This is a genomic window from Acidovorax sp. Leaf78 (genome assembly GCF_001422735.1).
Classification (GTDB): domain Bacteria; phylum Pseudomonadota; class Gammaproteobacteria; order Burkholderiales; family Burkholderiaceae_C; genus Acidovorax.
Genome location: NZ_LMLZ01000020.1, coordinates 866,366 through 891,082, shown reverse-complemented (window position 1 = coordinate 891,082; position 24,717 = coordinate 866,366). Strand labels below are relative to the sequence as shown.

The following is a 24,717-nucleotide window of genomic DNA, read 5'->3' as shown; positions in this document are numbered from 1 at the left end:
GATCGCCCCTGAAAGGCGATGCTCCAGCGGGCGCCGCCCGCCATGGACAGCTCGTTGCTGAAGACTATTGATCAGTGATCAGTGATCAGCGACGAGTGACGAGTGACGAGTGACCAGGGGCCGGTCAGCTGATGCGCCGGCCGTTCTCGGCGTACACCGCCAGGTAGATTGCGTCCGAGCCGATGTACGGCGCCTTGTTGCCAAAGCCGACGTTGAAGTCGCCGAACGACAGCGCCCGGATGCCGGCCAGGCCCGCGCGCAGGCGGTCGCGCGTGAGGTCCTTGCCCGCGTTCTTCAAGCCCTCGATCATGATCTGGCCGTTGAACCAGCCTTCGAGCGCGCTGCCGCTGTTCAGGAACGCCGCATTGGCGCCCACGGCTTTCATGGTCGTCTGGAACTTGCGCACCGCCACCGATTTTTGCGAGTTGGCATCCGGAAACACTTGCACCAGCGCCAGGCCGCGCGTGGAGGCAGCGAGCTTGGGCATCTCGGACGCGATCACCGTGACCGACAGGCCCGCCAGCGGCACACCCTGGGACTTCGCGCGAAACGCCTGCACAAACGCCGTGTTGGCCGTGCCTGTGGTGGCCAGCAGCACGGCGCCCGGGCGCTCGGCGGCAACCTTGTCGGCCAGTTCGGCGCCGTTCTTGCCATCCACCGCCAGCGCAAATTCACCGCCACGCTCGACCTTGATCTCATCCAGCGCGGCGGACATGTCCTTGAGCACTTCCTTGCCGAAGGGGTTGTCCAGGTACACCACGGCAATGCGCTTGAGGCCCATGTCCACGATCTGCTTGACCAGGCGCTGCGTCTCTTCGCGGTAGGTAGGACGCAGGAAGAAGACGTGGCGGTTGCCAGCGGCGCGCAGCGAGGTGGCGCCGGTCACCGGCCCCACGGTCGGGATGCCCTTGGACTCGACCAGTGGCAAGATGGACGCGGTATTGGCCGTGCCCAGCGGCGAGATCAGCGCGAACACCGATTGGGCGTCCACCATCTCCGTCACATTCTTCAGGGTGCGGGCGGCCACATAGGCATCGTCCTTCACCTCCATGCGAATCTCGCGACCGTGCACGCCGCCAGCGGCGTTCACCTCGGCAAACGCGGCCTTCATGCCCGCCAGCTGCTCGATGCCGGCCTGGCCCAGCGGGCCGGTCAGCGCGATGGAGCAGCCCAGCGTCACCGACTTGGCCGTGAGCGCCTCTTCAGCCGCCATCGCGGTGTGGGCCCATGCGGGAAGCCCGGTGGCAGCAGCGACCTGGGTGGCGCGCAGAAGAAAGTGACGACGGCTCATGGTGTGGAACGCCCCAAAGGTAACGGAAACAAAATGTGAAAGGTGGCGCAGGCTACAGGCTGTGCCTGCCCGGCCGGTGTCCGCTGTGCGACACGAAGCCGCATTCCTGCAACGAAACCGCTAGGGGCAGCTCTCTACCGCGGCTGTAGGCGATCAGCAGCCGGCCGGCCAGGCAGCCGAAAAGTGCGAAGGAGAAACGAGGCCGTTGCGCGCTGTGCAGCGGTTCACGGCCTGTGGCCTGGAAGACAGACTGAGCGACAGTGGCGTGGGTCACACCGCCAGCAACTGCGGCAGCAAGCTGCCCGCCGCGCCGCGCAGTACGGCATGCGCAGCATCATCGAGCTCGCTCGGCGCCGGGTTGAGCACCACCACCCGCGCCCCGGCAGACCGCGCCTGGCGCGCCAGCCCCGCGGCCGGGTACACGGCGCCTGCCGTGCCGATGACCAGCATCAACGCGCATTGGTGGACGGCCAGCTGCGCTGCGGCGAACGTGTCATGGGGCAAGGCCTCGCCGAACCACACCACGCCGGGCCGCACCAGGTTGCCACAGCGGTCGCAGTACGGTGGCTCGCCCTTGGCCGCATCGGCAATGTGGCAGCACGCGCGCGGGGTGTCGAGCCATCGGTTCTCCAGGATGTCGCCGTGCAGGCACAGCACGCCGCTGCTGCCCGCACGCTGGTGCAGGCCGTCGACGTTCTGGGTGATCAGGGTAAGCCGGCCCGGATGGTGCTGCTCGAAGTCGGCCAGTGCCCGGTGCGCCGCATTGGGCTGCACGCTGGCCAACAGGTCGCGGCGGTACTGGTACCACTTCCACACGCGCTCCGGGTGGTTGCGAAAGCCCTCTTCCGAGGCCATCTCTTCGGCGCGAAACTGCGCCCAGTAGCCGGTCTGCGCATCGCGGAAGGTGGGCACTCCCGACTCGGCACTCACGCCCGCCCCGGTCAGCACCGCAATGCGCTGCGCTTGCTGAACCCAGGATCGAGCGATGTCCAGCATGTCAGCAGTCCCGTGATTGGCAAGCCACCGGCGGCATTCGAACGCGAGCGGTGTGCCTAAGCCAGCGTGCCCGAGGAATGGGACTCACCGAGCTACCGCATGCTGGCCCTTGCCCTGCCATTGGCGGGGCGCAAGATGCACCGTGGCTCGGGTGGCGTTTCATGTCCGCTGGCGCAGCGCCTCGTACAGGCAGACACCGCTGGCCACGGAGACGTTCAGGCTCTCGACTGCGCCCTTCATGGGGATGCTGACCAGCTCGTCGCAGTTCTTGCGGGTGAGCTGGCGCATGCCGTCGCCCTCGGCGCCCAGCACCAGGGCCACGGGGCCTTTGAGGTCCACCTGGTAGATGGTCTTGGGCGCATCGTCGCTGGTGCCGATGCACCAGATGTTGCGCTCCTTGAGCTCGTTCAGCGTGCGCGACAGGTTGGTCACCATGAAGTACGGCATGGTCTCGGCCGCACCGCTGGCCACCTTGGCCACGGTGGCGTTGATGCCCACCGCGTGGTCCTTGGGGGCGATCACCGCGTGCGCGCCGGCGCCGTCGGCCACGCGCAGGCAGGCGCCCAGGTTGTGCGGGTCGGTCACGCCGTCGAGCACCAGCAGCAAGGGCTGTTCGATGCCTGCGGCTTCGAGGTTCTCGAGCAGCTCATCGAGCGAGGTGATCTGGGCCACGGGCTCGACCCGCGCGGCCACGCCCTGGTGGCCGTGGCTGCCGGCCAGCTTGGCGATGCGCTCGCTGTCGGCTTCGATCAGGCGGGCACCGGCCTCGCGGGCACGGTCAAGAAACTGGCGCATGCGGGCATCGCGCCGCGTGACTTCGTAGTAAATCTCGATGACGGATTTCGGCGCGGTCTTCAAACGCACGCCCACGGCGTGAAAGCCGAAGAGAACTTTGGGGCTGGACATAGGGCGATTATCCGCTGGCAGCAGGGGTGCCCGTCACGTTGCTATCAATTAGATAGCTGCTTGCGCTTGCTGGAAGCGCGGGAGGGGCCGAAAAATAGCTCAATGGGGTGCGTACGGGCCCTGCGGGTGCGTGCAATGCACGCGGTGTGCGGCACTGCCGCGCGCTCTGTGCGGTGCATGGCGAGGCCATTCGCCGTGGTGCGCTGCGCTGCGTTGCGGTTCCTACACCACGCGGCCCGCTTCGATGGTGATGCGCCGCTCGCACTGCGCGGCGATGGCGCGGTCGTGCGTGACCAGCACCAGCGTCGTGCCCTGCTCGCGGTTCAGGTCGAACATCAGCTGCATGATGGTCTCGCCCGTCGCAAAGTCCAGGCTGCCCGTGGGCTCGTCGGCCAGCAGCACGGCAGGGTGCACCACGAAGGCCCGTGCCAGCGCCACACGCTGCTGTTCGCCGCCGGACAGCACCTTGGGGTAGTGGTTCAAACGCTGGCCCAGTCCCACGCGCTGCAGCATGTCGGCCGCAGCCTTGCGCGCATCGCGGCGGTTGGCCAGCTCGAGCGGCAGCATCACGTTTTCGAGCGCCGTGAGGTTGCCCATGAGCTGAAAGCTCTGGAACACGAAGCCGACCTTCTGCGCACGCAGCGCGGCGCGGGCGTCCTCGTCCATCGCGAAGAGGTCATGCCCGTCGAGCCGCACCGTGCCGCGCGTGGGCGTGTCCAGGCCCGCAATGATCGACAGCAGCGTGCTCTTGCCCGAACCCGATGCCCCCACGATAGCCGCCGTTTCCCTGGGCGCCAGGCGGAAATCGATATCCCGCAGAATGTCGAGCGTGCCGGTGGAATCCGTCACCGACTTGAACACATGCTCCACGGCAATAATCGGCGTCGTCGACGCGGCCGCAGCGGGCACTACCGGTGATGAGAGGGATTCGGACATGAAAGGCTCTTTACTTTGATCGGATTGACGCAAACAAAAATGGCCCAGCGGCCACACGCCAGGGAGACGCATCGTGCCTGACTTCACCACCGCGCATCAGCCCAGCCTGGTTCAAGATCAGCACCGGCGCCACTTTATCCGCAGCGCGGGTACCAGCCTGCTGGTGGGGATTTGCGCGCCCACAGCGCTGGCCCAGTCCCCGGCCAAGGCCCCCGCTGCCCCTGCCACGGCCAAACCCCGCACCCAGCCACTGATCCTGGTGCTGGGCGATTCGCTGAGCGCCGAGTACGGACTGGCCCGTGGTACGGGCTGGGTGGCATTGCTGGAAAAACAGCTGGCGCAGGACAAGCTGGCGGCCACCGTGGTCAACGCCAGCGTGAGCGGCGAGACCACCTCGGGTGGGCGTTCGCGCCTGGCGGCACTCCTGGCGCAGCACCAGCCCACGCACGTGGTGATCGAGCTGGGCGGCAACGACGCGCTGCGCGGTTTGCCGCTCAAGAACACCGAAGAGAATCTGACAGTGATGACGGAAGCGGCGCAAAAGGCCGGTGCCAAGGTCTTGCTGGTGGGGATGCAGGTGCCGCCCAACTACGGCACCGACTACGCCAACAAGTTCGCAGGCCTGTTCACCACCGTGGCGCAGGCCCGCAAGGCGGCCGTGGTGCCTTTCTTTCTGAAAGGCGTGGCGGATGGGGCCGACCCGACCCGCCTGTTCCAGCCCGACCGCATCCACCCGCGCGCCGAAGCGCACCCGCAGATGCTGGCCAACGTGTGGCCTGAGCTGAAGAAACTGCTGCGCTGAGGTCAGGCGCCGGTACCGCCGGGCTGGGCGGGCGCTTGCGCTTCACCACCGGGCTGGCCGCCCTCGCTGGAGTCATCCTCTGGCGGGTCTCCCGGCCTGCGCTGGGACTTGGCCCTCAGCTTCTCTTCCTTTTTCTGTTTTTTGGCGAGTTCGCGCTGGCGCTTTTCGTATCCGTAGTTGGGTGTTGCCAAGGTAGTTGCTTCCTGAAGTAATGGCCCACTGTAACAGCATGAACTGGGCTGGGATTCATGCCACCAAGAAGCCGTCCAATGTCCTGCGGACTCGCGCAGGCGCCCCGCCGGAACCGGATGCCAGACGCAGCGGTCAGCCGGCAGATCGTGCCGACCGGGATGGCGCAAACGACGCAAAAACCATGCAGTTCAAGCGCGCGGCTGCGCTGCTGAGCGTGAGTCCCTGCGGCAGGCGGACCACGCCCCATCATTGCAACGGCACGCCCACGCGCTCTGGCACTGCGCCAGCGGCAGAGTCTGCAGGCCGTGCCGGGGCCACCGACGCGCGGTAGGCGTACCAGCTTGCGTGGCCAAGCAACGGCCCTGCCAGCAGCAGGGGTACCCCCCAGAGCCACAGCGACACCGCAACGATGACCGTAATGAGCAGCCCCCACAGCAGCATGACTCCCGTGTTCTCCAGCACCACAAGCAGGCTGGTGATGCCGGCAGTGAGGGCGTCGGTGTCGCGGTCCAGAATCATCGGGATGGAGACGACGGAGGTAGAAAACACCAGCGCGGCGAACACGCCGCCCACCACCGTATAGACCGCCACGAAGCCCCAGTTCTGCGGGTTGAACACGGCGTCAAGCACGCCCGTGGTCGATGGCATGCCGGTATTGAAAAACACCGCAAACACCACGAGCGAGGCGCGGCCCCACAACAGCTCCAGCACTACGAGCACCAGCACGAGCATGCCCATGCTCCCCATGTGGCTGTCCCAGCAGGTCAGCGATTCGCCCAGCTGCGGCCGCTGGCCCGACTCGCGGCGGCGACTGGTGTCATACAAGCCCATCGCCAGAAAGGGGCCGAGCAGCAAGCAGCCGCTGGCCAGGGACATGGTGTATTCAGGGCGGGTGCGCAACACCCAGCCCAGCAGCATCGCCATGCCCCAGAAGCACACGCCATAGAACACCGCGATGCCCGGCGCAGCGCGCATGTCGTGCAGGCCGCGCAGCAGCCAGCGAAAAGGGTCTGCCGCATGCAGCCGTCGCAGCGCAATGGGCGCAGCAGTGTCACGCAGCGCCTGCCCCGCAATCGCCTCCGCGCACTGGGCCTGCGATGGCGCAGACGCGTCAGGCACGGGCACGGGCGTGGGAGATGTGGCAGTCATGCCGCCACACTAAGCCCGCCAGCGCCGGGGCGCCACTGAGGAAACTACCACCCCGCCCCTCGCCGCCGTACATCGCCCTCCGTCAACCTTCCCCGCCCTTCACGCGGCGCAAGGCATCACTGCGTGAACGCGCGCTCCATCGCCTGCTGCAGGTCGTTTTGCAGGTCTTGCACCGCCTCCAGCCCCACCGAGAAGCGCACCAGCGTGCCCTGCCGCAGGTGCTGCGTGCTCTGGCTGCGCATGCTGGGCAGTTCGTAGGGCACCACCAGGCTCATCGGCCCGCCCCAGCTGTAGCCGAGCTTGAACCAGCGCAGGCCGTCGCAGAAAGCATCCACCTGCGCCTGGGTGTGGCGCGCGTCGAACAGCACACTGAACAAACCGGCCGCCGCCCCCTGGCCGCCGTTGGCACTGCCGCACAGGGCCTTCCAGTGCGCGTGGCCGGGCGATCCTTCCAGGGCCGGGTGCAGCACCTGGGCCACCGCGGGCTGCTGCTGCATCCAGCGCGCCAGCTGGCGGGTCGCCTCGTCGTGGGCGCGGTAGCGCAGGCCGATGCTGGGCAGCGCGCGCAGCACGGCCTCGGCATCATTGCCGGCCACCCCGAGGCCCAGGCGCATGTGGGTGAGCTTGAGCTTCATGTGCAGCCCCGCATCGCGGGTGATCACGCTGCCCATGAGCACGTCGCCGCCGCCGCTGGGGTACTTGGTCAGCGCATGGGCCGAGATGTCCACGCCCAGGGTGCCGTCACCCAGAAGATCGAACGGCGCAAACGCCAGGCCCGCGCCCCAGGTGTTGTCCAGCGCCGTGGTCACGCCGCGCGCGCGGCAGATGCGCACCTGCTCGCACAGGTCCGGAAACTCTAGCGTCACCGAGCCCGCGGCCTCCAGCCACACCAGCTTGGTGGCGGGCGTGATGCGCGCGGCCAAGTCGGCCGGGTCGAGGGCGTCGTAGAAGGCATGGGTGATGCCGAAGCGGCGCAGTTCGCCATTGGCGAGGTCTTTGTTGGGGCCGTAGGCGTTGTCAGGGATCAGCACCTCGTCGCCGGGCTTGAGCAGCGCCAGGGCGACATTGGCGATGGCCGCCAGTCCGCTCGGGACCAGCAGGCACTGCAGGCCGCCTTCGAGCGTGCACAAGCGCTCTTCCAGGATGAAGGTCGTGGGGGTGCCGTGCAGGCCGTAGGTGTAGCCGCTCTTGTCTTTCCATTCCCGCGACCGCATCGCAGCCACGTTGGGGAAGATGACGGTGGAAGCCTTGAAGACCCCCGGCTGGGGCGAGACGAAGTCGCCGGGAGGAAGGTAGTCGTGGTGGACGATGCGGGTCGCCAACTGCTCGGAATGTGCGTCTTTCATCCGGCCATGGTAGCGCGCCGCGCGGGGCCTCAAACCCCGCGCGGCGCGCGGTACCTTCAGTGGCGCTGGAGGGCGCCGTTGGTGGATCAGCTGGCGCTGACCACCAGCTGGTTGTTCACGGCGGTCACGCCGTCCACAGCCTTGGCGATGGTTTCGGCACGGTCGCGGGCCACGGTGGTGGGAGCGGGGCCGTTCAGGGTGACCTTGCCGTTCACGGTGTCGACATTGATCTTCAATGCGCTCAGATCGGGGTCACGGGCCAGGTCAGCGTTGACCTTGGCGGTGATGGTGGCGTCATCGATGGCGCCCTTGGCATTGGTGGCTGCGTCCTTGGCAGAGGCTTCTGCGTTGGCAGCGCTTTGCTCGACCTTGTTTTCGGTGTTCTTCATCGCGGCTTCTGCCTTGATGCGTGCGTCAGTCGCGGCCTGTTCGGTCTTTTCGACGGCGGAATCCAGGCGCTGGCCCACGGTGGGCTCTTCATTCTTGCCGCAGGCCGACAGGCCCAGGGCCAGGGCGCTCACGGCCAGGATGCTGGCGATACGGTGGGCGGGACGGAGGGTAATCGCGGATGTGTTCATGGTCAGACTCCTTGGGTTGAGGTATGGATCGAACTGTAGGCACGCCTCCGCGCGCACCGGGTCGGACGGTGCCGAAGCCTATGTAGGACGCTCGCGCCTGCGTCCGCAGGCCAAGACTGCCGCCGCCAGGCACGACAATCGGGGCCATGTCGCCCACTTCCCTGGCCCGCTGGCTTCCGTTTCTCTCCTGGCCCCGCCCTGACCGCCATCTGATCAAGGGGGAATTCTGGGCCGGCATGACGGTGGGGCTGATGCTGGTGCCCCAGGGGGTCGCCTACGCGGCGCTGGCCGGCATGCCACTGATCACGGGCATCTACGCCTCGCTCATTCCTGCCCTGGTGGCTGTGCTGTTCAGTTCGTCCACGCGGCTGGGCGTGGGGCCCACGGCGCTGACCAGTTTGCTCATCGGTGCGTCGCTGACCGGCTTGGCCGAACCAGGCAGCGCCCAATGGGTGGCCATGGCCGCCTGGATGGCGCTGCTGTCCGGCCTGCTGCAATTGGTGATGGGCTTGGCGCGCTTTGGCTGGCTGCTCAACCTGGTCACCTCGCCGGTGCTCAGCGGGTTCACGCAGGCCGCGGCGTTGCTGATCCTGGGCTCGCAACTGGCGTCGCTCACGGGCCTGCGGGCAGACTGGGGCGCGCTGTTTGCCACGCCGTCGCCGGGGCTGTTCGACCTCACGGCGGCGGCCTTCGGGCTGGGTAGCCTGGCACTGCTGATACTGGCGCGGCGCTGGCGGCCCAACTTTCCGGCCGCCATCGTCATCGTGGGTGCCGCGGGGGCGCTGAGCTGGGCGCTGGGCTACGCCGATGCGGGCGGCGCGGTGGTAGGGGCGCTGCCATCCGGCCTGCCCGCGCCGTACTGGCCGGGCATGCTGCCGTGGTCGGGGTTCAGCGCGCTGGTGATGCCGGTGCTGGTGGTCACGCTGGTGAGCTTTCTGGAGACGGCCTCCAGCGCCAAGGTCGAAAGCCAGCGCTCGGGCGAGCGCTGGAACGAGAACCAGGACCTCATCGGCCAGGGCCTGGCCAAGATCAGCAGCGGGCTGTGCGGCAGCTTTGCCACCAGCGCGTCGTTCTCACGCTCGGCCATCAACCTGTATGCCGGTGCCAAGAGCGGCTGGGCCACGCTGTTCGCCATTGCGCTGGTGCTGGTGGTGCTGCTGTGGCTAACGCCGGCGCTGTACCACGTGCCCCAGTCGGTGCTGGCCGCGGTGGTGGTAACGGCCGTCATCAGCCTCATCAAGCCCGGCACTTTGCTGCGCCTGTGGCGTGTATCGCGGGTGGAGGCGGTGATCGGTGGCGTGACCTTTGCCCTCACGCTGGCCACGGCGCCCCGCATGTATTGGGGCGTGCTGGTGGGCCTGCTGATGAACCTGAGCCACTTTCTGTACCAGCGGCTGCACCCGCGCATCATCGAGGTGGGCCTGCATCCGGACGGCAGCCTGCGCGACCGCCACCTGTGGCACCTGCCGCCGCTCGCGCCGCAGTTGCTGGCCCTGCGCATGGACGCGGAACTGGATTTTGCTTCTGCCAGCGCGCTGGAGCGGTGGGTGACCGAGCACATGGCCGCCCACCCGGACGTCGCCCACCTGTGCCTGCTGGCCCAGCCCATCAACCGCGTCGATGTGACCGGTGTGGAAACTTTTGCGCAACTGCTGGCGCTGATGCGCGCCCGCGGAGGCACGCTGCACCTGAGCGGGCTCAAACTCCCCGCCGAGAAAGTGCTGCGCCAGGCAGGCCTGCTGGAGCCTGGCTCGGGCTTGGCGATGTACCGCACCGACACCGAAGCGCTGATGGCCTTGCAGCAGTTGTACCGGCCGGCCGGCGGTGCCTGATTCGGGTTTAAACCTATGCCGGCGGCTGGCCCTCTTCTTGCTGGGGCGCTGGTACACTCCGCAAACTCTTTTTGCTCCGATTTGTGTCTGATCCTGCAGCCTCCCATCTTGTAGATCTGCGCGACCTCCGCCTGGATACTGCACACGCGCTGGTAGCACAGGCTGGCGGCAGCGAAGCGGCCTTGCGCCAGGACGTTCCGTCAAGCTATCTGCAAAGCCTCATCGACGGGCTGTGCGAACTCTCCCTGAAAGACCCGCTCACCGGGCTGGCGAATCGCCGGCACTTTCGGGCGGTGCTCGAACGCGAGATCGACCGCGTGACCCGATCCGGCGAAGCCGCGCTGCTGCTCATGCTGGACATCGACCACTTCAAGAAGGTGAACGACACCCACGGCCACCTGGCTGGCGACATCGTGCTGCAGTCGGTGGCCCGCACCCTGGACGCCTGCGTGCGCCCCATGGACACCCTGGCCCGCTACGGCGGCGAAGAATTTGCCGTGGTGCTGCCCGCCTGCCAGGCCGGCTTCGGCAGCGTGGTGGCCGAGCGCATTCGCCGCGCGGTGGCCAACACGCCCATCCGGGTGTCGGGCTCGGTCGAGCTCAACATCACCGTGAGCATCGGCGGCGCGTTTGCGATGCAGTGGATCAGATCCACCACGCTGTTGTGGACCGACCGCGCCGACCAGCAGCTCTACGAAGCCAAGGCCGGGGGCCGCAACCGCATTAGCATCGAGGAGCAACCTGACAGCACCGTCAGTGCCGAAGAGAAAAGCCTGTTGTTCGGCCCGCTCTACACTCCCTCGGGCTGGGGCGACCTGCCCCCACTGGACCCACCAACAGGCAGCGCCTACTGAAAGTTAGAAGATGAGCGACGCGCTGTCCCCCCAACCCCCTTCGCCGGCAGCCCCTGCCGGCCACGCCACGCCCCAGGCCCAGACGCCCGGCGGCGCCCGCATCATCGCCATCACCAGCGGCAAGGGTGGCGTCGGCAAGACCTTCGTATCGGCCAACCTGGCAGCCGCCCTGACCCGCCGCGGCCACCGTGTGCTGGTGCTTGACGCCGACCTCGGGCTGGCCAACCTCGACGTGGTGCTGAACCTGCACCCCAAGATCACCCTGCACGACGTCTTCACAGGCAAAGCCACGCTCGACCAGGCCGTCATCCAGGCGCCCGGCGGCTTCAATGTGCTGCTGGCAGGCTCCGGCATGGTGGAGTATTCGCGCCTCACACCGGAGGTGCGCGGCCAGTTCCTGAGCGTCATCCAGGCGCTGACCCCGCAGTACGACGTGGTGCTGCTGGACACCGGTGCCGGCATTTCCGACGTGGTGCTGTTCTCCATTTCGCTCGCCTCCGAGGTGCTGGTCGTGGCCACGCCCGAGCCCACCTCGCTGACCGACGCCTACGCCGCCATCAAGGTGCTGGCCATGCAGCAAAAGCGCCAGCACGTGCGCATGGTCATCAACCAGGCGGCGCGCGCCGGCGATGGCCGCGCCATTGCCAGCCAGTTGCAGCAGGTGCTGGACCGCTTCGTGACCACCGAGTCCGGCCGCCCGATGCGCCTGATCCACATGGGCGACATTCCGGCCGACCCGTCCGTGCGCGACGCCGTGATGCGCCGCCAGTTGCTGCTGCTGCAAACCCCCGGCTGCCCGGCCGCTTTGGCGATTGCCCAGCTGGCCAACAAGATCGAAGGCGCGCTGCTGACGCCCGTGACCTGACAGCGCCGCGCCGCCCGCACGCGCTCAGCCGCGGTCGCGAGGCGCTGTGGTTATGCGCACTCCCTGCCGTTTGATGGGCGGCGCCCGCCCAGCGATCGCAGCGACCGTACAGTCACACGCCGCACAGCTTATACAGCCCGGCGCATTCAGCGCAGCCGCAATGCCCTATTTGCCGTGAACTCCACCGACACCATCCTCAACATCTCCTGCTACAAGTTCGTGCCCCTGCCCGATGCGGCAGCGTTGCGCGACCTGCTGCACGCCCGCGCCACGGAAGGCGGGCTCAAAGGCACCATCCTGCTCGCAGAAGAAGGCATCAACTTCTTCCTGGCCGGGCGTGCCGATGCGGTGCGCGGCTTTGTCGATGCGCTGCGTACCGACGCGCGCTTTGCTGACGTAGACCCGAAGGAAAGCTGGTCTGCCATCGTGCCGTTTCGCAAGATGCTGGTCAAGGTCAAGCGCGAGATCATCCGCATGGATCACCCCACCATCCAGCCCGCCGCGGGCCGCGCGCCTTCGGTGGACCCCGCCACGCTGCGCCGCTGGCTGGACCAGGGGCACGATGACGCGGGCCGCGAAGTGGTGACCCTGGACACGCGCAACGCCTTCGAGGTGGACCAGGGCACCTTCGACAACGCCATCGACTGGCGCATTGACAAGTTCACCGAGTTCCCCCCGGCCCTGCGTGCGCACAAGGAGGAACTGCGGGACAAGACCGTGGTGAGCTTTTGCACCGGCGGCATCCGCTGCGAAAAGGCCGCCATCCTGATGCACGAGGAAGGCCTGCCGCATGTCTACCAGCTGGAAGGCGGCATCCTCAAGTACTTCGAACTGACCGATGGGGCGCACTACCACGGCGGCTGCTTCGTGTTCGATGAGCGGGCGGTGCTGACCAGTGACCTGTCGGCCGATGCGACCACCCATGTGCGCGACATCGCCAGCAAGGCTGCAGGCACCGGTGCCAGTGACGCTGCCGCAGTGTCCACGGCACTGCCACCAGCCACCGGCGCAGCGTGAAGCGCCAACGCCGCAGCGCACGCAGTGGGCAGCGCAACAATATGCGCAAATACTGTTGCTATTGAAAAATGAGCATTCAGCGCCCTACCAGCGCGCGGCAGGGGCTTTTTTGATCTGATTCACGCCGACGAATGCCGGGTGCCTGTAGGCCCCGGCACCCGCCCGCGCCGCGCCCTGTCAGGCCTTGAAGCGCCGCTCCGGCAGCGGAATCCACTCCACCTCGCCCGGTACCTGGCCCATGGTCTGGGCTTCCCAGTCGGCCGCCGCCTGCACGATGCGCTCCTTGCGGCTGGAGACGAAGTTCCACCACATGTGGCGCGGGGCCTCCAGCGCGTCGCCGCCAATCACCATGAGGCGTGCGGCAGACTCGCCGGGCACCGACAGGTGCATGGCCTGGCCAGCATCCATCACCGCCAGTAGCTGCGGCCCCACGGCCTCGCCGTTGAGCTGCACCGGGCTGTCCACGGTGTACACCGCCATCTCCTGCGCCAGCGCGGGTATCTCCAGCGTGGCACCGGCCGGGAGCTGCACATCCAGGTACACCGTGGGCGCAAGGGTCGCTACCGGTGATGTCTGACCGAACGCGCTGCCGATCAGCACGCGCACCGTGGCATCGCCCACCCGCACTTCCGGGATGTCTGCCGACGGCGTGTGCACGAACGACGGCTCGGCTTCTTCATGCGCCACGGGCAGCGCGGTCCACAGCTGGATGCCGTGGTTCACATAGGTCTTGTCCACCAGGCTTTCGGGGCGGCGTTCGGAGTGCACGATGCCGCGGCCAGCGGTCATCCAGTTGATGGCCCCGGGCTCGATCTGCTGCACATAGCCCAGGCTGTCGCGGTGCATGATGGCGCCCGAGAACAGGTACGTGACCGTTGCCAGCCCGATGTGCGGGTGCGGGCGCACATCGTGGCTGTCGCCCGGCACCACGGTCACGGGGCCGAAGTGGTCGAAGAACAAAAACGGCCCGACCGCCTGGCGCTGCACGGCCGGCAGCAAGCGGCGCACGGTGAAGCCGCCGCCCAGGTCCTTGGCCTGGCCCTTCAGTTGCAGGATGGCATCGCTCATGGGTGAATCTCCGTGCGGCACGCGGCGGTGCGGGTGGGTGTCCGGTGGCTGGGCACGGCGCTCATGCCATGCGCTCCACCGTGGTGTCGATCTCGGTGGTGACCGTGGTCATGAGCTTGTGCACCGGGCACTTGTGCGCCACGGTTTCCAGCTCGGCGATCTGCGCGTCGGTCAGGTCGCCGCTGATCTGCAGGCGTGCCGTGAGGCGGTAGGTGCCGGCGCGCTCGGCAGAAGCGTCGCGCTCGATCACGGTCTTCACATCCTCCACCGGCAGGCCCTTGCGCCGGGCGTACCACAGCACGGTGAGCGCCTTGCAGGCGCCCAGTGCCGCGTCGTAGAGGTCGTGCGGGCTGGGGCCGCCGTCGGCCCCTCCCTCGTCCACGCTGCCATCTGCCACGAATTCATGGCTGCGGATGTGAACGGCCTGGGCCATGGGCGCGCCGGGGATGCGCTGCAGATCGATTGCCATAGGTTCCTTGTGGGCCTTTGTAGTTGTCAGGTCGCTGGCACTGTAGCGCCATCCTGCGCAGGCTCAGTGCCGTCGCGGTGCTGGTTCAGCGCGCCCAGCGCTGCGCTGCGGCGGCCACGCGCTGGCCGAACTGGCGGCCGGTTTCCAGGTCGCCGGGGAACATCTCGGCCGCCGATGCATCGGAGGGCGACTGCGACATCGCGCCGCTGAAGGAGCCCATCCAGTTCACATCGTTGCGCGTGGCAGCCTTGGAGTTGGCCGGCATCATGCCGTTGCCCACCCACAGGCCACCGTGCTGCATGGCCAGGTGGTACAGGTAGTCCAGCGTGATCTGCTTGTCGCCATTGATGCTGCCGCTGTTGGTGAAGCCGGCAAACAGCTTGTCCTTCCAGGCCTGGCCGAACCACGCCTTGGACGATGCGTCGGCAAACTTCTTGAACTGCCAGCTCGGGCCTGCCATGTAGGTGGGCGTGCCGAAGATGATCGCGCTGGCAGCGGCCAGCGTCTCCCAGCCGCCTTCGGCCAGGTTGCCGTCGGCATCGATGGCGATGAGATCGGCGCCTGCGCCGTCCGCCACGGCCTGGGCCAGGCGTTGCGTGTGGCCGTAGCCCGAGTGGTAAACAACTGCGATCTGTGCCATGGAAAAACTCCTCAAAGGGTCTGCGAAAGAAGGGACGCCGGTCAGGCAGGCCAACGAAAGGGCCGAGCGAAGCGAAACGGCGCATGCTGCACGCGCGTTGGCTCACCCAATTCGGCAACCCCGTCGCCGCAGCCGCAGGGGCTGCGCGCGGCAAAGGGGTCGCATCACATCACACCAATATCAACGGACACCGCGGCGTGCGTCCAGGCTCCAGCCCCCAGCGCCGAAGGCCACCAGCGCCAGCAGGCCACCGCTCACCGCCACGTTCTTGAAGAACATGAGCTGCTGCATCATTTGCTTATCGGCTGGCAGGCTCCAGTACGCATGGAAGAAGAAGCTGGCCACCAGGGTGAACACCGCCAGCGCCAGGGCCGCAAAGCGCGTGCCAAAGCCGAAGATCAGCGCCAGGCTGCCCAGCACCTCGACCGCGGCGGCCACAGCGGCCGCCACCGTGGGCATGGGCAGGCCCACCGACGTGATGTAGCCGACCGTGCCGGCAAAGCCGGTGATCTTGCCGATGCCTGCAGGCAGGAACAATGCAGCGAGCAGAAAGCGGGACGCCAGGGCGAAAGGGTTTTGCAGATTTGGGAGCATGGTGGATTCCTCAGGTTGACGGTGTGAATGAAAAGAAAAAATCGGTGCGAAAGAACGGAGCGAGAGAGAGGTTAAAAATTCAGGCGGCCAGGTCAAACACCAGCACCTCGGCGTCGTGGCCATGGGTCAACGACAAGGCGGTTTCGTTTTCCATCAGCGCGGCATCGCCGCCCGACAGGGGCTGTCCGTTGACCTCGAGTACACCGCGGATCAGGTGCACATAGGTCTTGCGTGCGGGGTTCAGCGCCAGTGTGACGGCCTCTTGCGCGTCGAGCAAGCCCGCGTACACCGCCGCATCGGCATGGATGCGCACGGAGTCCTGCGCGCCATCGGGCGATGCCACCAGGCGCAGCGCACCGCGCTTGTCGGCGTCGGCAAAGCTCTTTTGCTCGTAGCCCGGTGCGATGCCGCGCACGTTGGGCTCGATCCAGATCTGCAAAAAGTGCGTGCTGCGGCCGTCGGCATGGTTGAACTCGCTGTGCATCACGCCCGAGCCCGCGCTCATGCGCTGCACGTCGCCCGGCGGGATCGCCTTCACGTTGCCCATGCTGTCCCGGTGGGCCAGTTCGCCCGACAGCACGTAGCTGATGATTTCCATGTCGCGGTGGCCATGCTCGCCAAAGCCTTTGCCGGCAGCGATGCGGTCTTCGTTGATCACGCGCAGGTTGCCAAAGCCCATGTGCTCGGGGTCGTAGTAGCCCGCGAACGAAAAGCTGTGGAACGACTGGAGCCAGCCGTGGTCGGCGTAGCCGCGGTCCTGGGATTTGCGAACAGTCAGCATGGTGTGTGCTCCTTTCAAGTCCCCACTGTAGAACTGCGGGTGGCCACGCAGGCGCTGCTGGATTGATGGCAATGTTCAAAAAAATTGAATTACCATGGCGTGACCATGCAAAACGCACGCGATGTCCTCACCCCCGATGCGCTCGCCATGCTGCAGGTGATTGCCGAGGCCGGCAGCTTTGCCGCCGCGGCGCGGCAACTGGGCCTGGTGCCCAGCGCTCTGACCTACCGCGTGCGGCAGATCGAGGATGCGCTGGACGTGCTGCTGTTCGACCGCAGCGCGCGCCAGGCCAAGCCCACAGAGGCCGGCGTGGAACTGCTGCGCGAAGGCGGTCGGCTGCTGCAGGACATCGACGCCGTCGCCCACCGCGTACGCCGCGTGGCCACGGGCTGGGAACCCCAACTCACCATCTCGGTCGACGGCATCATCTCGCCCCACACCATGCTGGAGCTGGTGGACGCGTTCTACGCCATGGCGCCGCCCACACGCCTGAAGCTGCGCGACGGCATCATGACCGGCACGCTGGAGGCGCTGACATCGGGCCGCGCGGACCTGGCCATCGGCGTGTCTGTACCTGGCGCCAGCATCGCCGGCCTGCAGCAGGCACCGCTGGGCGACGTGCTTTTCATCTACGTGGTGGCGCCGCACCACCCGCTGGCCACGGTGCCCGAGCCGATCACCGACGCTACCTTGCTGCAGCACCGCGCCGTGGCCGTGGCGGACTCGGCCACGCGCGGCGGCGCCACCATGGGGCTGCTGGGCGGGCAGGACGTGCTCACCGTGGACACCATGCAGGCCAAAGTGCGCGTGCAGCTGCGCGGCCTGGGCGGGGGGTTTCTGCCCGAGCCCATGGTGCGCCCCTACCTGGAGGCCGGCCGCCTGGTCGCTCGCCAGGTGGCGCGCCCCGAGCGCAACGTGCGCGTGCACTATGCCTGGGGCGGCCCCGGCTTTACCGCACCGGGCCGCGCGCTGCAGTGGTGGCTGGCCCAGCTGCAAAGCGCCGCCACCCGCCGCGCACTGCTGGAAAACCACCATCACTTCTGACCCGATCAAGCCGCCAGGCAGGCAGCGCCGCGTGTAGAGTGGTTCCTGTTGGTTTTGTCCTGTTGGTTTTGCATTGCATTTCACCTGTCGACCGTCACCGAAAGGCCTTCCATGAGCAAACCTGATCCCCTCCCCGCCAAACGGCTCCGACGCACCAGCGCCCCCGCTTCCACCCCGCAGGCAGCGCCTGCAGCCCCCACTACCGCGTCTGGCAAGCCCCAGCGCCACTTCGCCATCATCGGCGCCGGCATGGCCGGTATTGCCTGCGCACGCACCCTGGTGCAGGCCGGCCACCGCGTGACGGTGTTCGAGAAATCCTCCCGCGCCGGTGGCCGCACCGCCACCATCGACAGCCCCTTTGGCAACTTTGACGCGGGCGCGCAGTACTTCACCGTGCGCGACCCGCGCTTTGCACGCGCCATCGACACCGTGCCCGGCGTATGCAAGCGCTGGAGCGCCAACTCCGTGCAGGTGCTCGACGCCGCAGGCCGCGTGGCCGCCGTAGGGCTGCCGCACCGCGAGGCGCACTGGGTGGCCAGCCCCGGCATGCAGTCGCTGGTGGCCACCTGGGCCGAGCCGCTGCGCCTGGCGGGCCAGCTGATCACCGACACCCGCGTTTCGCGCATCGAGCGCGACGCCGTCAACGCTTCCGGCTGGCAGTTGCGCACCGAAGGCGCCGGTGGTACGCAGCACGTCTATGCCGGTTTCGACGCCGTGCTGCTGGCCCAGCCGGCCGTGCCCGCGCAGGCCCTGCTGGCCAGCTCCGCCATCGACACGCCCCTGTCCGACCCGTTGTCCACCGTCGCCATCGCCCCCTGCTGGACGCTGATGCTGGCCTACCCGCAGGCCGTGCGCCCCGGCCTCACGACGCTCGGCCCGCAGTGGAACGCCGCACGCAGCACCCACCACCGCATCGCCTGGCTGGCCCGCGAATCCTCCAAGCCCGGCCGAAACGTGGTGGAGCGCTGGACCGTGCAGGCCAGCCCCGCCTGGTCGGCCGAACACCTGGAAGACGACGAAGCCCGCGTGCAGGCCAAGCTCCTCAAGGCCTTCTCCGAAGTGACCGGCATCCGCGCGCAGCCTGCGCATGCGGACACGCGCCGCTGGCGCTATGCCCAGACCACCCACCCCCTGGGCAAGACCCATCTGTGGGACGCCGGCATGGGCCTGGGTGCCTGCGGCGACTGGTGCCTGGGGCACCGTGTGGAAGACGCCTTCGTGTCGGGCCTGGAGCTGGCACTCGCCGTGGCATGACGGCTGGCCCGCCCCCGGGGGGCCTGCAACTCGGCGGCCATGTCGGCCGCAGTATCGACGGCTACATCGGCCGCTTTGCGCCGTCGCCCACCGGCCCGCTGCATGCGGGCTCGCTGGTAGCGGCGCTGGCCAGCTGGCTGGACGCGCGGGCGCACGGCGGCCAGTGGCTGGTGCGCATCGAGGATGTGGACACCCCCCGCTGCATCCCCGGCGCCGACACCTTCATCCTGCAGCAATTGGCGGCCTGTGGCCTCGTGCCGGACGCACCGCCCGTGTGGCAGTCCGCGCGGAGCGATCTCTACCAAAAGGCATTGGACCAGCTGATCGCGCAAGGCGACGCCTACCCCTGCGCCTGTTCCCGCAAAGACATCGAGGACGCCCAGGCAGCCCTGGGCCATGCGCGTGAGCGGCATGCGGCGCTGCCCTACCCCGGCACCTGCCGCCATGGCCTGGGGGGCCGCACGGCGCGCTCATGGCGGTTCAATGTGCACGATTTCAAGCAAAAAAGGCCTCTACCGCCTGATGGGCAAGCGCAAGCAGCTATTAATTCAATAGCAACCAGCGCACTGCACTGGCAAGACCGCCGCCTGGGCCCCCAGCAGCAGAACGTGGCCGATACCGTGGGCGACTTCGTGCTGCGCCGGGCCGACGGCCTGTGGGCCTACCAGCTGGCCGTGGTGGTCGATGACGCTGCGCAAGGCATCACCGACGTGGTGCGGGGCGAAGACCTGGCCGACAACACCCCGCGCCAGATCCTGCTGCAGCAGGCCCTGGGCGTACCCACGCCCCGCTACCTGCATACGGCCCTGGTGTGTGGCGAGAACGGCGAAAAGCTGTCCAAGCAAAATGGCGCCCAAGCCCTCGACCTGAGCAGCCCGGCGCAGGCCTCGGTACAAGCGGCCAGCGTGCTGGGACTGCCCGGTGTGTTGGATGCAAACACTGGTTGCATTTCAGACGCGTTACAAGCATGGGTTTCAGCGTGGCGACGAAACTACAATGGCGCACCGTGATTGAACAGAACACCGCCTTAGCCCCCGCCGACGCAGCCCCTGCCGTCGCCCCCGCCACCACCAGTGGCATTCCCGCCGGTGTGACCCACCCAAAGACCATCAAGAGCTTTGTGCGCCGCGCCGGTCGCACGACCACCGGCCAGGCCAAGGCCTTTGAAGATCTCGGCCCGCGCTTCGTGCTGCCCTACACCGCAGCCCCCATCGACGCCACCGCCACCTTCGGCCGCAGCGCGCCCCTGGTGCTGGAGATCGGCTTTGGCATGGGCGAGGCCACGGCCCACATCGCCCGGGTGCGGCCCGACGACAACTTCCTGTGCTGCGAAGTGCACGAGCCTGGCGTGGGCGCGTTGCTCAAGCGCATCCGCGAGCAGGAGCTCACCAACATCCGCATCCTGCAGCACGACGCGGTCGAAGTCATCGACCACATGCTGCCCGAGGGCAGCCTTGACGGCGTGCACATCTTCTTTCCGGACCCCTGGCACAAGACCAAGCACAACAAGCGGCGCCTGATCCAGTCGCCGCTGGTGGCCAAGCTGGCTGCGCGCCTCAAGCCCGGCGGCTATCTGCACTGCGCCACAGACTGGCAGCCCTATGCCGAACAGATACTGCAGGTGCTGAGCGCCGAGCCGCTGCTGCAGAACACTGCAGAAGCCTTTGCCCCACAGCCCGACTACCGACCCCTCACCAAGTTCGAAAACCGCGGATTGCGGCTCGGGCACGGTGTGTGGGATGTTGTGTTCATAAGACGCCATTGACAACGTGTCCTCGCTGGCCCAACGTACATCCCCGATGAAGCCCATTCTCCAGAATCTGGTTGAGATGACCGGCCACCGCGATCACTTGCGGTTGGAAGTGTCGGTGTTGTCCACGTTGCAAAAGCTCAGCAGCATCGTCGAGGTGAGGGCCCTGGAGCTTTTCACCCACGCCGGCGTGCCGCACGTGAGGCCGCGCACCTGGGTCGACAACGGCAACCTGGTGTCCACCGACTCCGAAGCCGCCGCCGACCCGCGCCGCGAAGCCCTGGACCAATACCCCGCCCTGCGCGAATGCGTGGCCAACCACGGCGACAGCGCGCTGGCATCGCCCCGCAGGGGCCGGTACGTGCTGTGGCTGCCGGTGTGGATGCAGGACAAGGTCAGCACGTGCCTTGAGATCACGCAGTCCCGCCCGTTCTCGGCCCACAAGCTCGACGTGCTCAAGGGCGTGTTCCAGGTCTACCAGAACTACCAGAGCCTGCTGGACTATAGCGAGCGCGACGCGCTGACCGGCCTGTTCAACCGCAAGACCTTCGACGAACAGTTCTCGCGCCATGCCACCGCGCTGGCCAGCGCCAATGCAGCGGCCATCAGCGAATCCTTTGCGCCCGAAGAAGGCCCCCTGCCCAGCGAGCCCGTGCAGCAATGGCTGGCCGTGGTGGACATCGACCACTTCAAGCAGGTCAACGACCGCTTCGGCCACCTGTACGGCGACGAGGTGCTGATCCTGATCGCCAACATCCTGCGCACCTCGTTCCGCAGCCACGACCGCATCTTCCGCTTCGGTGGCGAGGAGTTCGTGGTGCTGCTGCGCTCCACCACGCTCAGCACGGCGCACCGCGTGTTCAACCGCTTTCGCATGGCGGTGCAGGAGTACAACTTCCCGCAGGTAGGCACCGTGACGGTGAGCCTGGGGTTCGTGAGCACTTCGCAGGGCTCGCCGGTCGAAATTCTGGGCCAGGCCGACCAGGCGCTTTACTACGCCAAGGAACACGGCCGCAACCAGGTGTGCTTCTACGACGACCTGGTGTCCAGCGGCCAGCTGGCGGCCAAGGTCGCCAACGACGACGTCGAGCTGTTCTGACCGCTGGGCTGCTTGAAGGGGTGCAAGCCCGCAACCGAGCTGCACCACCCGTAGCGCCCGGCTCGGGTTGCCACACTCACTCCAGCGACGCGAGGATCGCCTCCACATCCACCGCATCGCGCTGCGCCTCGGGCAGGAACTGCAGCGCATAGTCGCGCCACGCACCACTCTCCAGAAAGAAGCGGAACACCTCCGGATCGATGTGCCGGTCCCGCACCATGTGGGCCATGATCTTCAGTGACTCGGACAGCGTCTTGGGCGGCTTGTAGGGCCTGTCGGCGGCGGTCAGGGCCTCGAAGATATCGGCCAGCGTCATCACGCGGTCGGCCAGCGTGAGGTCGGCCGATGTCAAACGGCGGGGGTAGCCGGTGCCGTCGAGCTTTTCATGGTGCGACCCGGCAATGCTGGGCACGCGCGCCAGGTGCGGCGGAAACGGCAGGCCGCTCAGCATCACGATGGTCTGCACGATGTGGTCGTTGATCCTGAAACGGTCTTCCGCCGTGAGCGTGCCGCGCCGGATGGACAGGTTGTGCAGCTCGCCCAGGTGCGCCTGCTGCGCGGGCAGCGTCATGTCGAAGCCCCATCGGTTGGCCGGGTTGCCCGCCTCGACCGGCGGACGCCTGTCGCCCCAGGGCACGATGTGCTCCGGCCGGTCGGCCAGCAAGGGCTCGTTGGCGGGCAAGGGCCGCACCGGCACCGGGGCCAGGCGCGCCGTCTCGGCCTTCGACAGGCCCAGCCGGTCGTCGAAATGACGCTGCCATACCTGCCGCGCGATGGCTGCCAGGCGATGCACGTCGGCGTCGTCCATGAATTCGCCACCCACGTTGCACCGGGCGACGAACGCAAATTCCTCCTGTAGTTGGTCGCGCCGCTGCAATAGCTCGCGCTGCAAACGCACCGGGTCCACGCCCGCCACCTGCTGCTTCCAGTAGTCGAGCTCTGCATCGCGCCACAGCACCTCAAAGCGCATGCGCACCTCGTGGATGCGGTTGTGCAGGGTTTCGAGCTTGGTGGCCTTGTCGATGATGTGCTCAGGGCTCGTGACCTTGCCGCAGTCGTGCAGCCAGGCTCCCAGGCGAAATTCATACCGCTCGGCATCGGTCATCGCCACAGGGGCAAATGGCCCCTCGGTGGCATCGCACAGGCGCTGCATCAGCGATTCGGCCAGCTGCGGCACCCGGTCGCAGTGGCCGCCGGTGTAGGGGCTCTTGGCGTCGATGGCATCGGCCATCAGTCGGATGACGGCGTCGAAAAGCTTCTTTTGCCCCTCGATCAGGCTGCGCGTCTCGATGGCCACCGACAGCGTGCCCGAGAGCTTCTCGACAAACGCCCGAAAATGCACGTCCTCTTCCCGCCCCTCTTCATGCCCCTGCGTTACCCGGTAGCGCAGCACCAGCAGGCCCAGCGGCTGCCCGTCGCGCGTGCGCAGCTGCACCCGCAGCACGCGGTGGTGGCTGGCGGTCTCGGCATCGTCGTCTTCGTGCTCATCGCCGGGCTGCGGCTCGCCATGGTTGATGAAGTGGCCCATCGGCAGGTGGTCCGGGTAGCGCGACTGGTGGTCCGGCTCTTCGCAATAGCGGGCCGTGCGCAGCAACCCGGCGCGCTGCGGCTCCACCAGGTACACGGCCCCGGCGGTGCAGCTGGTGGCGCGCACCAGCTCGAACAGCACGCTCGACAGCATCAGGTCCAGCCGCGACTCGGCGCTGATGTGGTGGGTAATGTCCAGAAACTCCTGAATGGTCTCCGACATGCGGTCCATCACCTGGCCCAGCGCCCGCACCTCGCGCACGGGCGACCGGCGCACCGCCGCCCGGCGAAAGTCGAACCTTGCCAGCGCCTGGGCCTGAATGGCCAGGCCCGACAGGCTGCGCCCCACCCTGCGCCCGGCCAGCCATCCCAGCGGCAACATGAGCGCGATCAAGCCCAGCGACAGCCAGACCTGGCGGCGCAGGTTGTCGTTCACGCCCGAGAGCAATTCCCGGGTCGGGATCGCCATCAGGACCTGCAGGCCCTGCCAGCGGGGCGAGGTGAGTGGCAGCACCTTGGCCAGCCACTCCTCGCCGTCGGCCATGAAGCGGTGCGACGGCCCGGCCTTGAGCCCCATCGCCTGGAGGGCCTGCAGGCTGGGCACGCCCAGCGCGCTGAGCGTGCGCAGCTCCAGCCGGGGCGAGCCAGCGTCTTCGCTGCGCACCAGCACGCGGGCCATGTCGGGGTAGGCCAGCACGCGCAAATCGGGGTCCACCACGGCGATTTCGGTGCGCGGCATCAGGCGCAGGCTGCCGATCTCGGTGCCCAGGTCGGTCAGGGCCACGTCCAAGCCGAGCACCGCGCGCCCATCGTCGGTGGGCTGGCTCAGGGTCACGCCCACCTCCTGGGTGGTGAAGAACACATAGGGGGCCGTGAGCACCTGCGCCTTCTGCACCGCCGCGTCGGCATACCAGGGCCGGCTGCGCGGGTCGTACCGGTATTCGGGCCGCACGGCCGAATCGATCAGGCGCAGCTTTGCGTCGTAGTAGCTCCAGCGGCCCACGGTGCTGGCACCGCCGCGCTCCCGCGCCATCGACTGCAGCAGGTACGCGGCCTCGGCAGGGGCCTCCAGCCGTGCGCGCAGGGCCGCATTGCGGATGGGGCGCAGCAGCAGAAACTGCCCGTCGGGGTAGCCGATGAACACGGCGGACAAGAGCTTGTTCTGCTCCAGCAGGCTGGCCAGCACCGGCAGGCGATGCAGGCGTGCGGGCAAACTGGTGGCCGCAGCGATGGGGTCGAAAGCCAGCAGGCGGATGGTGGCGTCCGCAGGGTCCACGATGCGGTGCACCCGCTCGCTGATCAACTGGCTGATGTGCTGCGCGTTCTCGTCGGACGCATCGATCATCGCCTGCCGCGCGCTGGTACCCACCTGGTAGACCAGCAGCGCCGTGAGCAGCAGCATGGCCAGCACCACGACCGAGGCGATGAGCACCTCGAAAGGGACGGTGATGCGGCGCCACCAGGGCAGCTCGTCTGCCGCCCTGGCGGGGCGGGCTTGACGCGCACCGGTGCCCGGCGGCAGCGGCTGGGACTGGGACGGGCGCGGTGAGTCCATCCGCCGCAATGTAGGGCGAAAGGCTGTAGTGCGTCACTCTCTTTTTGGCATGGGCAGAGTGCGATGGCCTGCCGTGACACATCCCCCTTCGCAGTCAGACCCGCACAACAGCAGCAACCAAGGTGACGCGCAAACAGGTGCTGTCGAGCGCAGTCAAACTCCTCCGAACTCA

General features: G+C 67.5%; 24 protein-coding genes. 10 read left to right on the top strand and 14 right to left on the bottom strand.

What is annotated here, in order from left to right:
- Positions 1 to 124: 124 nt before the first annotated feature.
- The 4 genes from ASF16_RS15495 to ASF16_RS15480 all read right to left on the bottom strand — a co-directional run bounded on the left by ASF16_RS15495 (position 125) and on the right by ASF16_RS15480 (position 4,129).
- Positions 125 to 1,291, bottom strand: a complete 1,167-nt coding sequence (locus ASF16_RS15495; protein WP_056168759.1) for an ABC transporter substrate-binding protein — start codon at positions 1,289 to 1,291, stop codon at positions 125 to 127.
- A gap of 270 nt (positions 1,292 to 1,561) precedes the next feature.
- Positions 1,562 to 2,287 carry an NAD-dependent deacylase gene (locus ASF16_RS15490; protein ID WP_056168755.1) on the bottom strand — a complete coding sequence of 242 codons (726 nt, stop codon included), beginning with the start codon at positions 2,285 to 2,287 and terminating at the stop codon, positions 1,562 to 1,564.
- 159 nt (positions 2,288 to 2,446) lie between these two features.
- Entirely contained in the window at positions 2,447 to 3,193 is a 747-nt protein-coding gene (gene rlmB / locus ASF16_RS15485; RefSeq protein ID WP_056168752.1) for a 23S rRNA (guanosine(2251)-2'-O)-methyltransferase RlmB, read from the bottom strand.
- 222 nt (positions 3,194 to 3,415) lie between these two features.
- Positions 3,416 to 4,129, bottom strand: a complete 714-nt coding sequence (locus tag ASF16_RS15480; RefSeq protein ID WP_056168749.1) for an ABC transporter ATP-binding protein — start codon at positions 4,127 to 4,129, stop codon at positions 3,416 to 3,418.
- A gap of 73 nt (positions 4,130 to 4,202) precedes the next feature.
- On the opposite strand from ASF16_RS15480, the gene ASF16_RS15475 reads away from it, so the two are divergent.
- Complete coding sequence (locus ASF16_RS15475) at positions 4,203 to 4,931, top strand: arylesterase (RefSeq protein WP_369817156.1); 729 nt, start codon at positions 4,203 to 4,205, stop codon at positions 4,929 to 4,931.
- Between the two features lie 2 nt (positions 4,932 to 4,933).
- On the opposite strand, the gene ASF16_RS15470 is transcribed toward ASF16_RS15475, so the two are convergent.
- The 4 genes from ASF16_RS15470 to ASF16_RS15455 all read right to left on the bottom strand — a co-directional run bounded on the left by ASF16_RS15470 (position 4,934) and on the right by ASF16_RS15455 (position 8,196).
- Positions 4,934 to 5,122, bottom strand: coding sequence for a hypothetical protein (locus ASF16_RS15470; RefSeq protein ID WP_056168746.1), 189 nt, complete (start codon positions 5,120 to 5,122; stop codon positions 4,934 to 4,936).
- 247 nt (positions 5,123 to 5,369) lie between these two features.
- Entirely contained in the window at positions 5,370 to 6,272 is a 903-nt protein-coding gene (locus tag ASF16_RS15465; protein ID WP_082516944.1) for a DUF2189 domain-containing protein, read from the bottom strand.
- 116 nt (positions 6,273 to 6,388) lie between these two features.
- Positions 6,389 to 7,618, bottom strand: coding sequence for a PLP-dependent transferase (locus tag ASF16_RS15460; protein WP_056168744.1), 1,230 nt, complete (start codon positions 7,616 to 7,618; stop codon positions 6,389 to 6,391).
- A gap of 86 nt (positions 7,619 to 7,704) precedes the next feature.
- Positions 7,705 to 8,196 carry a BON domain-containing protein gene (locus ASF16_RS15455; RefSeq protein ID WP_056168741.1) on the bottom strand — a complete coding sequence of 164 codons (492 nt, stop codon included), beginning with the start codon at positions 8,194 to 8,196 and terminating at the stop codon, positions 7,705 to 7,707.
- Positions 8,197 to 8,342: 146 nt separating this feature from the next.
- Between ASF16_RS15455 and ASF16_RS15450 the strand changes: the two genes are divergently transcribed.
- The 4 genes from ASF16_RS15450 (at position 8,343) to ASF16_RS15435 (ending at position 12,764) form a co-directional block, all read left to right on the top strand.
- Positions 8,343 to 10,028, top strand: a complete 1,686-nt coding sequence (locus ASF16_RS15450; RefSeq protein ID WP_056168739.1) for a SulP family inorganic anion transporter — start codon at positions 8,343 to 8,345, stop codon at positions 10,026 to 10,028.
- An 83-nt stretch (positions 10,029 to 10,111) separates the two neighbouring features.
- Positions 10,112 to 10,882 (top strand): GGDEF domain-containing protein, encoded by a 771-nt coding sequence (locus tag ASF16_RS15445; RefSeq protein ID WP_056168736.1) that lies wholly within the window; start codon positions 10,112 to 10,114, stop codon positions 10,880 to 10,882.
- Positions 10,883 to 10,892: 10 nt separating this feature from the next.
- A complete protein-coding gene (locus ASF16_RS15440; RefSeq protein ID WP_056168733.1) occupies positions 10,893 to 11,747 on the top strand; it encodes a MinD/ParA family protein in 855 nt (284 codons plus the stop codon).
- A 174-nt stretch (positions 11,748 to 11,921) separates the two neighbouring features.
- Positions 11,922 to 12,764, top strand: a complete 843-nt coding sequence (locus tag ASF16_RS15435; RefSeq protein ID WP_082516943.1) for a sulfurtransferase — start codon at positions 11,922 to 11,924, stop codon at positions 12,762 to 12,764.
- Positions 12,765 to 12,941: 177 nt separating this feature from the next.
- Here ASF16_RS15435 and ASF16_RS15430 read toward each other — a convergent pair whose 3' ends face one another.
- From ASF16_RS15430 to ASF16_RS15410, 5 genes are all read right to left on the bottom strand, one after another.
- Positions 12,942 to 13,832 carry a pirin family protein gene (locus ASF16_RS15430; RefSeq protein WP_056168731.1) on the bottom strand — a complete coding sequence of 297 codons (891 nt, stop codon included), beginning with the start codon at positions 13,830 to 13,832 and terminating at the stop codon, positions 12,942 to 12,944.
- A 61-nt stretch (positions 13,833 to 13,893) separates the two neighbouring features.
- Complete coding sequence (locus ASF16_RS15425; protein ID WP_056168728.1) at positions 13,894 to 14,301, bottom strand: OsmC family protein; 408 nt, start codon at positions 14,299 to 14,301, stop codon at positions 13,894 to 13,896.
- A gap of 85 nt (positions 14,302 to 14,386) precedes the next feature.
- On the bottom strand, positions 14,387 to 14,941 hold the full coding sequence (locus tag ASF16_RS15420) for a flavodoxin family protein (protein ID WP_056168725.1): 555 nt from the start codon (positions 14,939 to 14,941) through the stop codon (positions 14,387 to 14,389).
- A gap of 180 nt (positions 14,942 to 15,121) precedes the next feature.
- Positions 15,122 to 15,535, bottom strand: a complete 414-nt coding sequence (locus tag ASF16_RS15415) for a DoxX family protein (RefSeq protein WP_056168722.1) — start codon at positions 15,533 to 15,535, stop codon at positions 15,122 to 15,124.
- A gap of 79 nt (positions 15,536 to 15,614) precedes the next feature.
- A complete protein-coding gene (locus ASF16_RS15410; RefSeq protein ID WP_056168719.1) occupies positions 15,615 to 16,316 on the bottom strand; it encodes a pirin family protein in 702 nt (233 codons plus the stop codon).
- 105 nt (positions 16,317 to 16,421) lie between these two features.
- Here ASF16_RS15410 and ASF16_RS15405 point away from each other — a divergent pair, with 105 nt between their 5' ends.
- The 5 genes from ASF16_RS15405 to ASF16_RS15385 all read left to right on the top strand — a co-directional run bounded on the left by ASF16_RS15405 (position 16,422) and on the right by ASF16_RS15385 (position 21,463).
- Positions 16,422 to 17,360, top strand: coding sequence for a LysR family transcriptional regulator (locus ASF16_RS15405; protein WP_056168716.1), 939 nt, complete (start codon positions 16,422 to 16,424; stop codon positions 17,358 to 17,360).
- A 111-nt stretch (positions 17,361 to 17,471) separates the two neighbouring features.
- Positions 17,472 to 18,614: an NAD(P)/FAD-dependent oxidoreductase gene (locus tag ASF16_RS15400; protein ID WP_156372083.1), complete on the top strand. Its 1,143-nt coding sequence runs from the start codon at positions 17,472 to 17,474 to the stop codon at positions 18,612 to 18,614.
- Positions 18,611 to 19,624, top strand: coding sequence for a tRNA glutamyl-Q(34) synthetase GluQRS (gluQRS, locus tag ASF16_RS15395; RefSeq protein WP_082516942.1), 1,014 nt, complete (start codon positions 18,611 to 18,613; stop codon positions 19,622 to 19,624). Before ASF16_RS15400 ends, gluQRS begins: the two co-directional genes overlap by 4 nt.
- Entirely contained in the window at positions 19,621 to 20,379 is a 759-nt protein-coding gene (gene trmB / locus ASF16_RS15390; protein ID WP_235507388.1) for a tRNA (guanosine(46)-N7)-methyltransferase TrmB, read from the top strand. The genes gluQRS and trmB overlap by 4 nt, the downstream gene beginning before the upstream one ends.
- A gap of 34 nt (positions 20,380 to 20,413) precedes the next feature.
- On the top strand, positions 20,414 to 21,463 hold the full coding sequence (locus ASF16_RS15385) for a GGDEF domain-containing protein (protein ID WP_056168709.1): 1,050 nt from the start codon (positions 20,414 to 20,416) through the stop codon (positions 21,461 to 21,463).
- Positions 21,464 to 21,539: 76 nt separating this feature from the next.
- Here ASF16_RS15385 and ASF16_RS15380 read toward each other — a convergent pair whose 3' ends face one another.
- Positions 21,540 to 24,545, bottom strand: coding sequence for an HD domain-containing phosphohydrolase (locus tag ASF16_RS15380; RefSeq protein ID WP_056168706.1), 3,006 nt, complete (start codon positions 24,543 to 24,545; stop codon positions 21,540 to 21,542).
- Between the last annotated feature and the right edge of the window lie 172 nt (positions 24,546 to 24,717).

Coding starts and splice junctions, on each gene's coding strand:
- ASF16_RS15495 (WP_056168759.1), bottom strand. CDS start 1,291: ATGAGCCGTCGTCACTTTCTTCTGCGCGCCACCCAGGTCGCTGCTGCC.
- ASF16_RS15490 (WP_056168755.1), bottom strand. CDS start 2,287: ATGCTGGACATCGCTCGATCCTGGGTTCAGCAAGCGCAGCGCATTGCG.
- rlmB (WP_056168752.1), bottom strand. CDS start 3,193: ATGTCCAGCCCCAAAGTTCTCTTCGGCTTTCACGCCGTGGGCGTGCGT.
- ASF16_RS15480 (WP_056168749.1), bottom strand. CDS start 4,129: ATGTCCGAATCCCTCTCATCACCGGTAGTGCCCGCTGCGGCCGCGTCG.
- ASF16_RS15465 (WP_082516944.1), bottom strand. CDS start 6,272: ATGACTGCCACATCTCCCACGCCCGTGCCCGTGCCTGACGCGTCTGCG.
- ASF16_RS15460 (WP_056168744.1), bottom strand. CDS start 7,618: ATGAAAGACGCACATTCCGAGCAGTTGGCGACCCGCATCGTCCACCAC.
- ASF16_RS15455 (WP_056168741.1), bottom strand. CDS start 8,196: ATGAACACATCCGCGATTACCCTCCGTCCCGCCCACCGTATCGCCAGC.
- ASF16_RS15450 (WP_056168739.1), top strand. CDS start 8,343: ATGTCGCCCACTTCCCTGGCCCGCTGGCTTCCGTTTCTCTCCTGGCCC.
- ASF16_RS15440 (WP_056168733.1), top strand. CDS start 10,893: ATGAGCGACGCGCTGTCCCCCCAACCCCCTTCGCCGGCAGCCCCTGCC.
- ASF16_RS15430 (WP_056168731.1), bottom strand. CDS start 13,832: ATGAGCGATGCCATCCTGCAACTGAAGGGCCAGGCCAAGGACCTGGGC.
- ASF16_RS15425 (WP_056168728.1), bottom strand. CDS start 14,301: ATGGCAATCGATCTGCAGCGCATCCCCGGCGCGCCCATGGCCCAGGCC.
- ASF16_RS15420 (WP_056168725.1), bottom strand. CDS start 14,941: ATGGCACAGATCGCAGTTGTTTACCACTCGGGCTACGGCCACACGCAA.
- ASF16_RS15415 (WP_056168722.1), bottom strand. CDS start 15,535: ATGCTCCCAAATCTGCAAAACCCTTTCGCCCTGGCGTCCCGCTTTCTG.
- ASF16_RS15410 (WP_056168719.1), bottom strand. CDS start 16,316: ATGCTGACTGTTCGCAAATCCCAGGACCGCGGCTACGCCGACCACGGC.
- ASF16_RS15405 (WP_056168716.1), top strand. CDS start 16,422: ATGCAAAACGCACGCGATGTCCTCACCCCCGATGCGCTCGCCATGCTG.
- ASF16_RS15400 (WP_156372083.1), top strand. CDS start 17,472: ATGAGCAAACCTGATCCCCTCCCCGCCAAACGGCTCCGACGCACCAGC.
- gluQRS (WP_082516942.1), top strand. CDS start 18,611: ATGACGGCTGGCCCGCCCCCGGGGGGCCTGCAACTCGGCGGCCATGTC.
- ASF16_RS15385 (WP_056168709.1), top strand. CDS start 20,414: ATGAAGCCCATTCTCCAGAATCTGGTTGAGATGACCGGCCACCGCGAT.
- ASF16_RS15380 (WP_056168706.1), bottom strand. CDS start 24,545: ATGGACTCACCGCGCCCGTCCCAGTCCCAGCCGCTGCCGCCGGGCACC.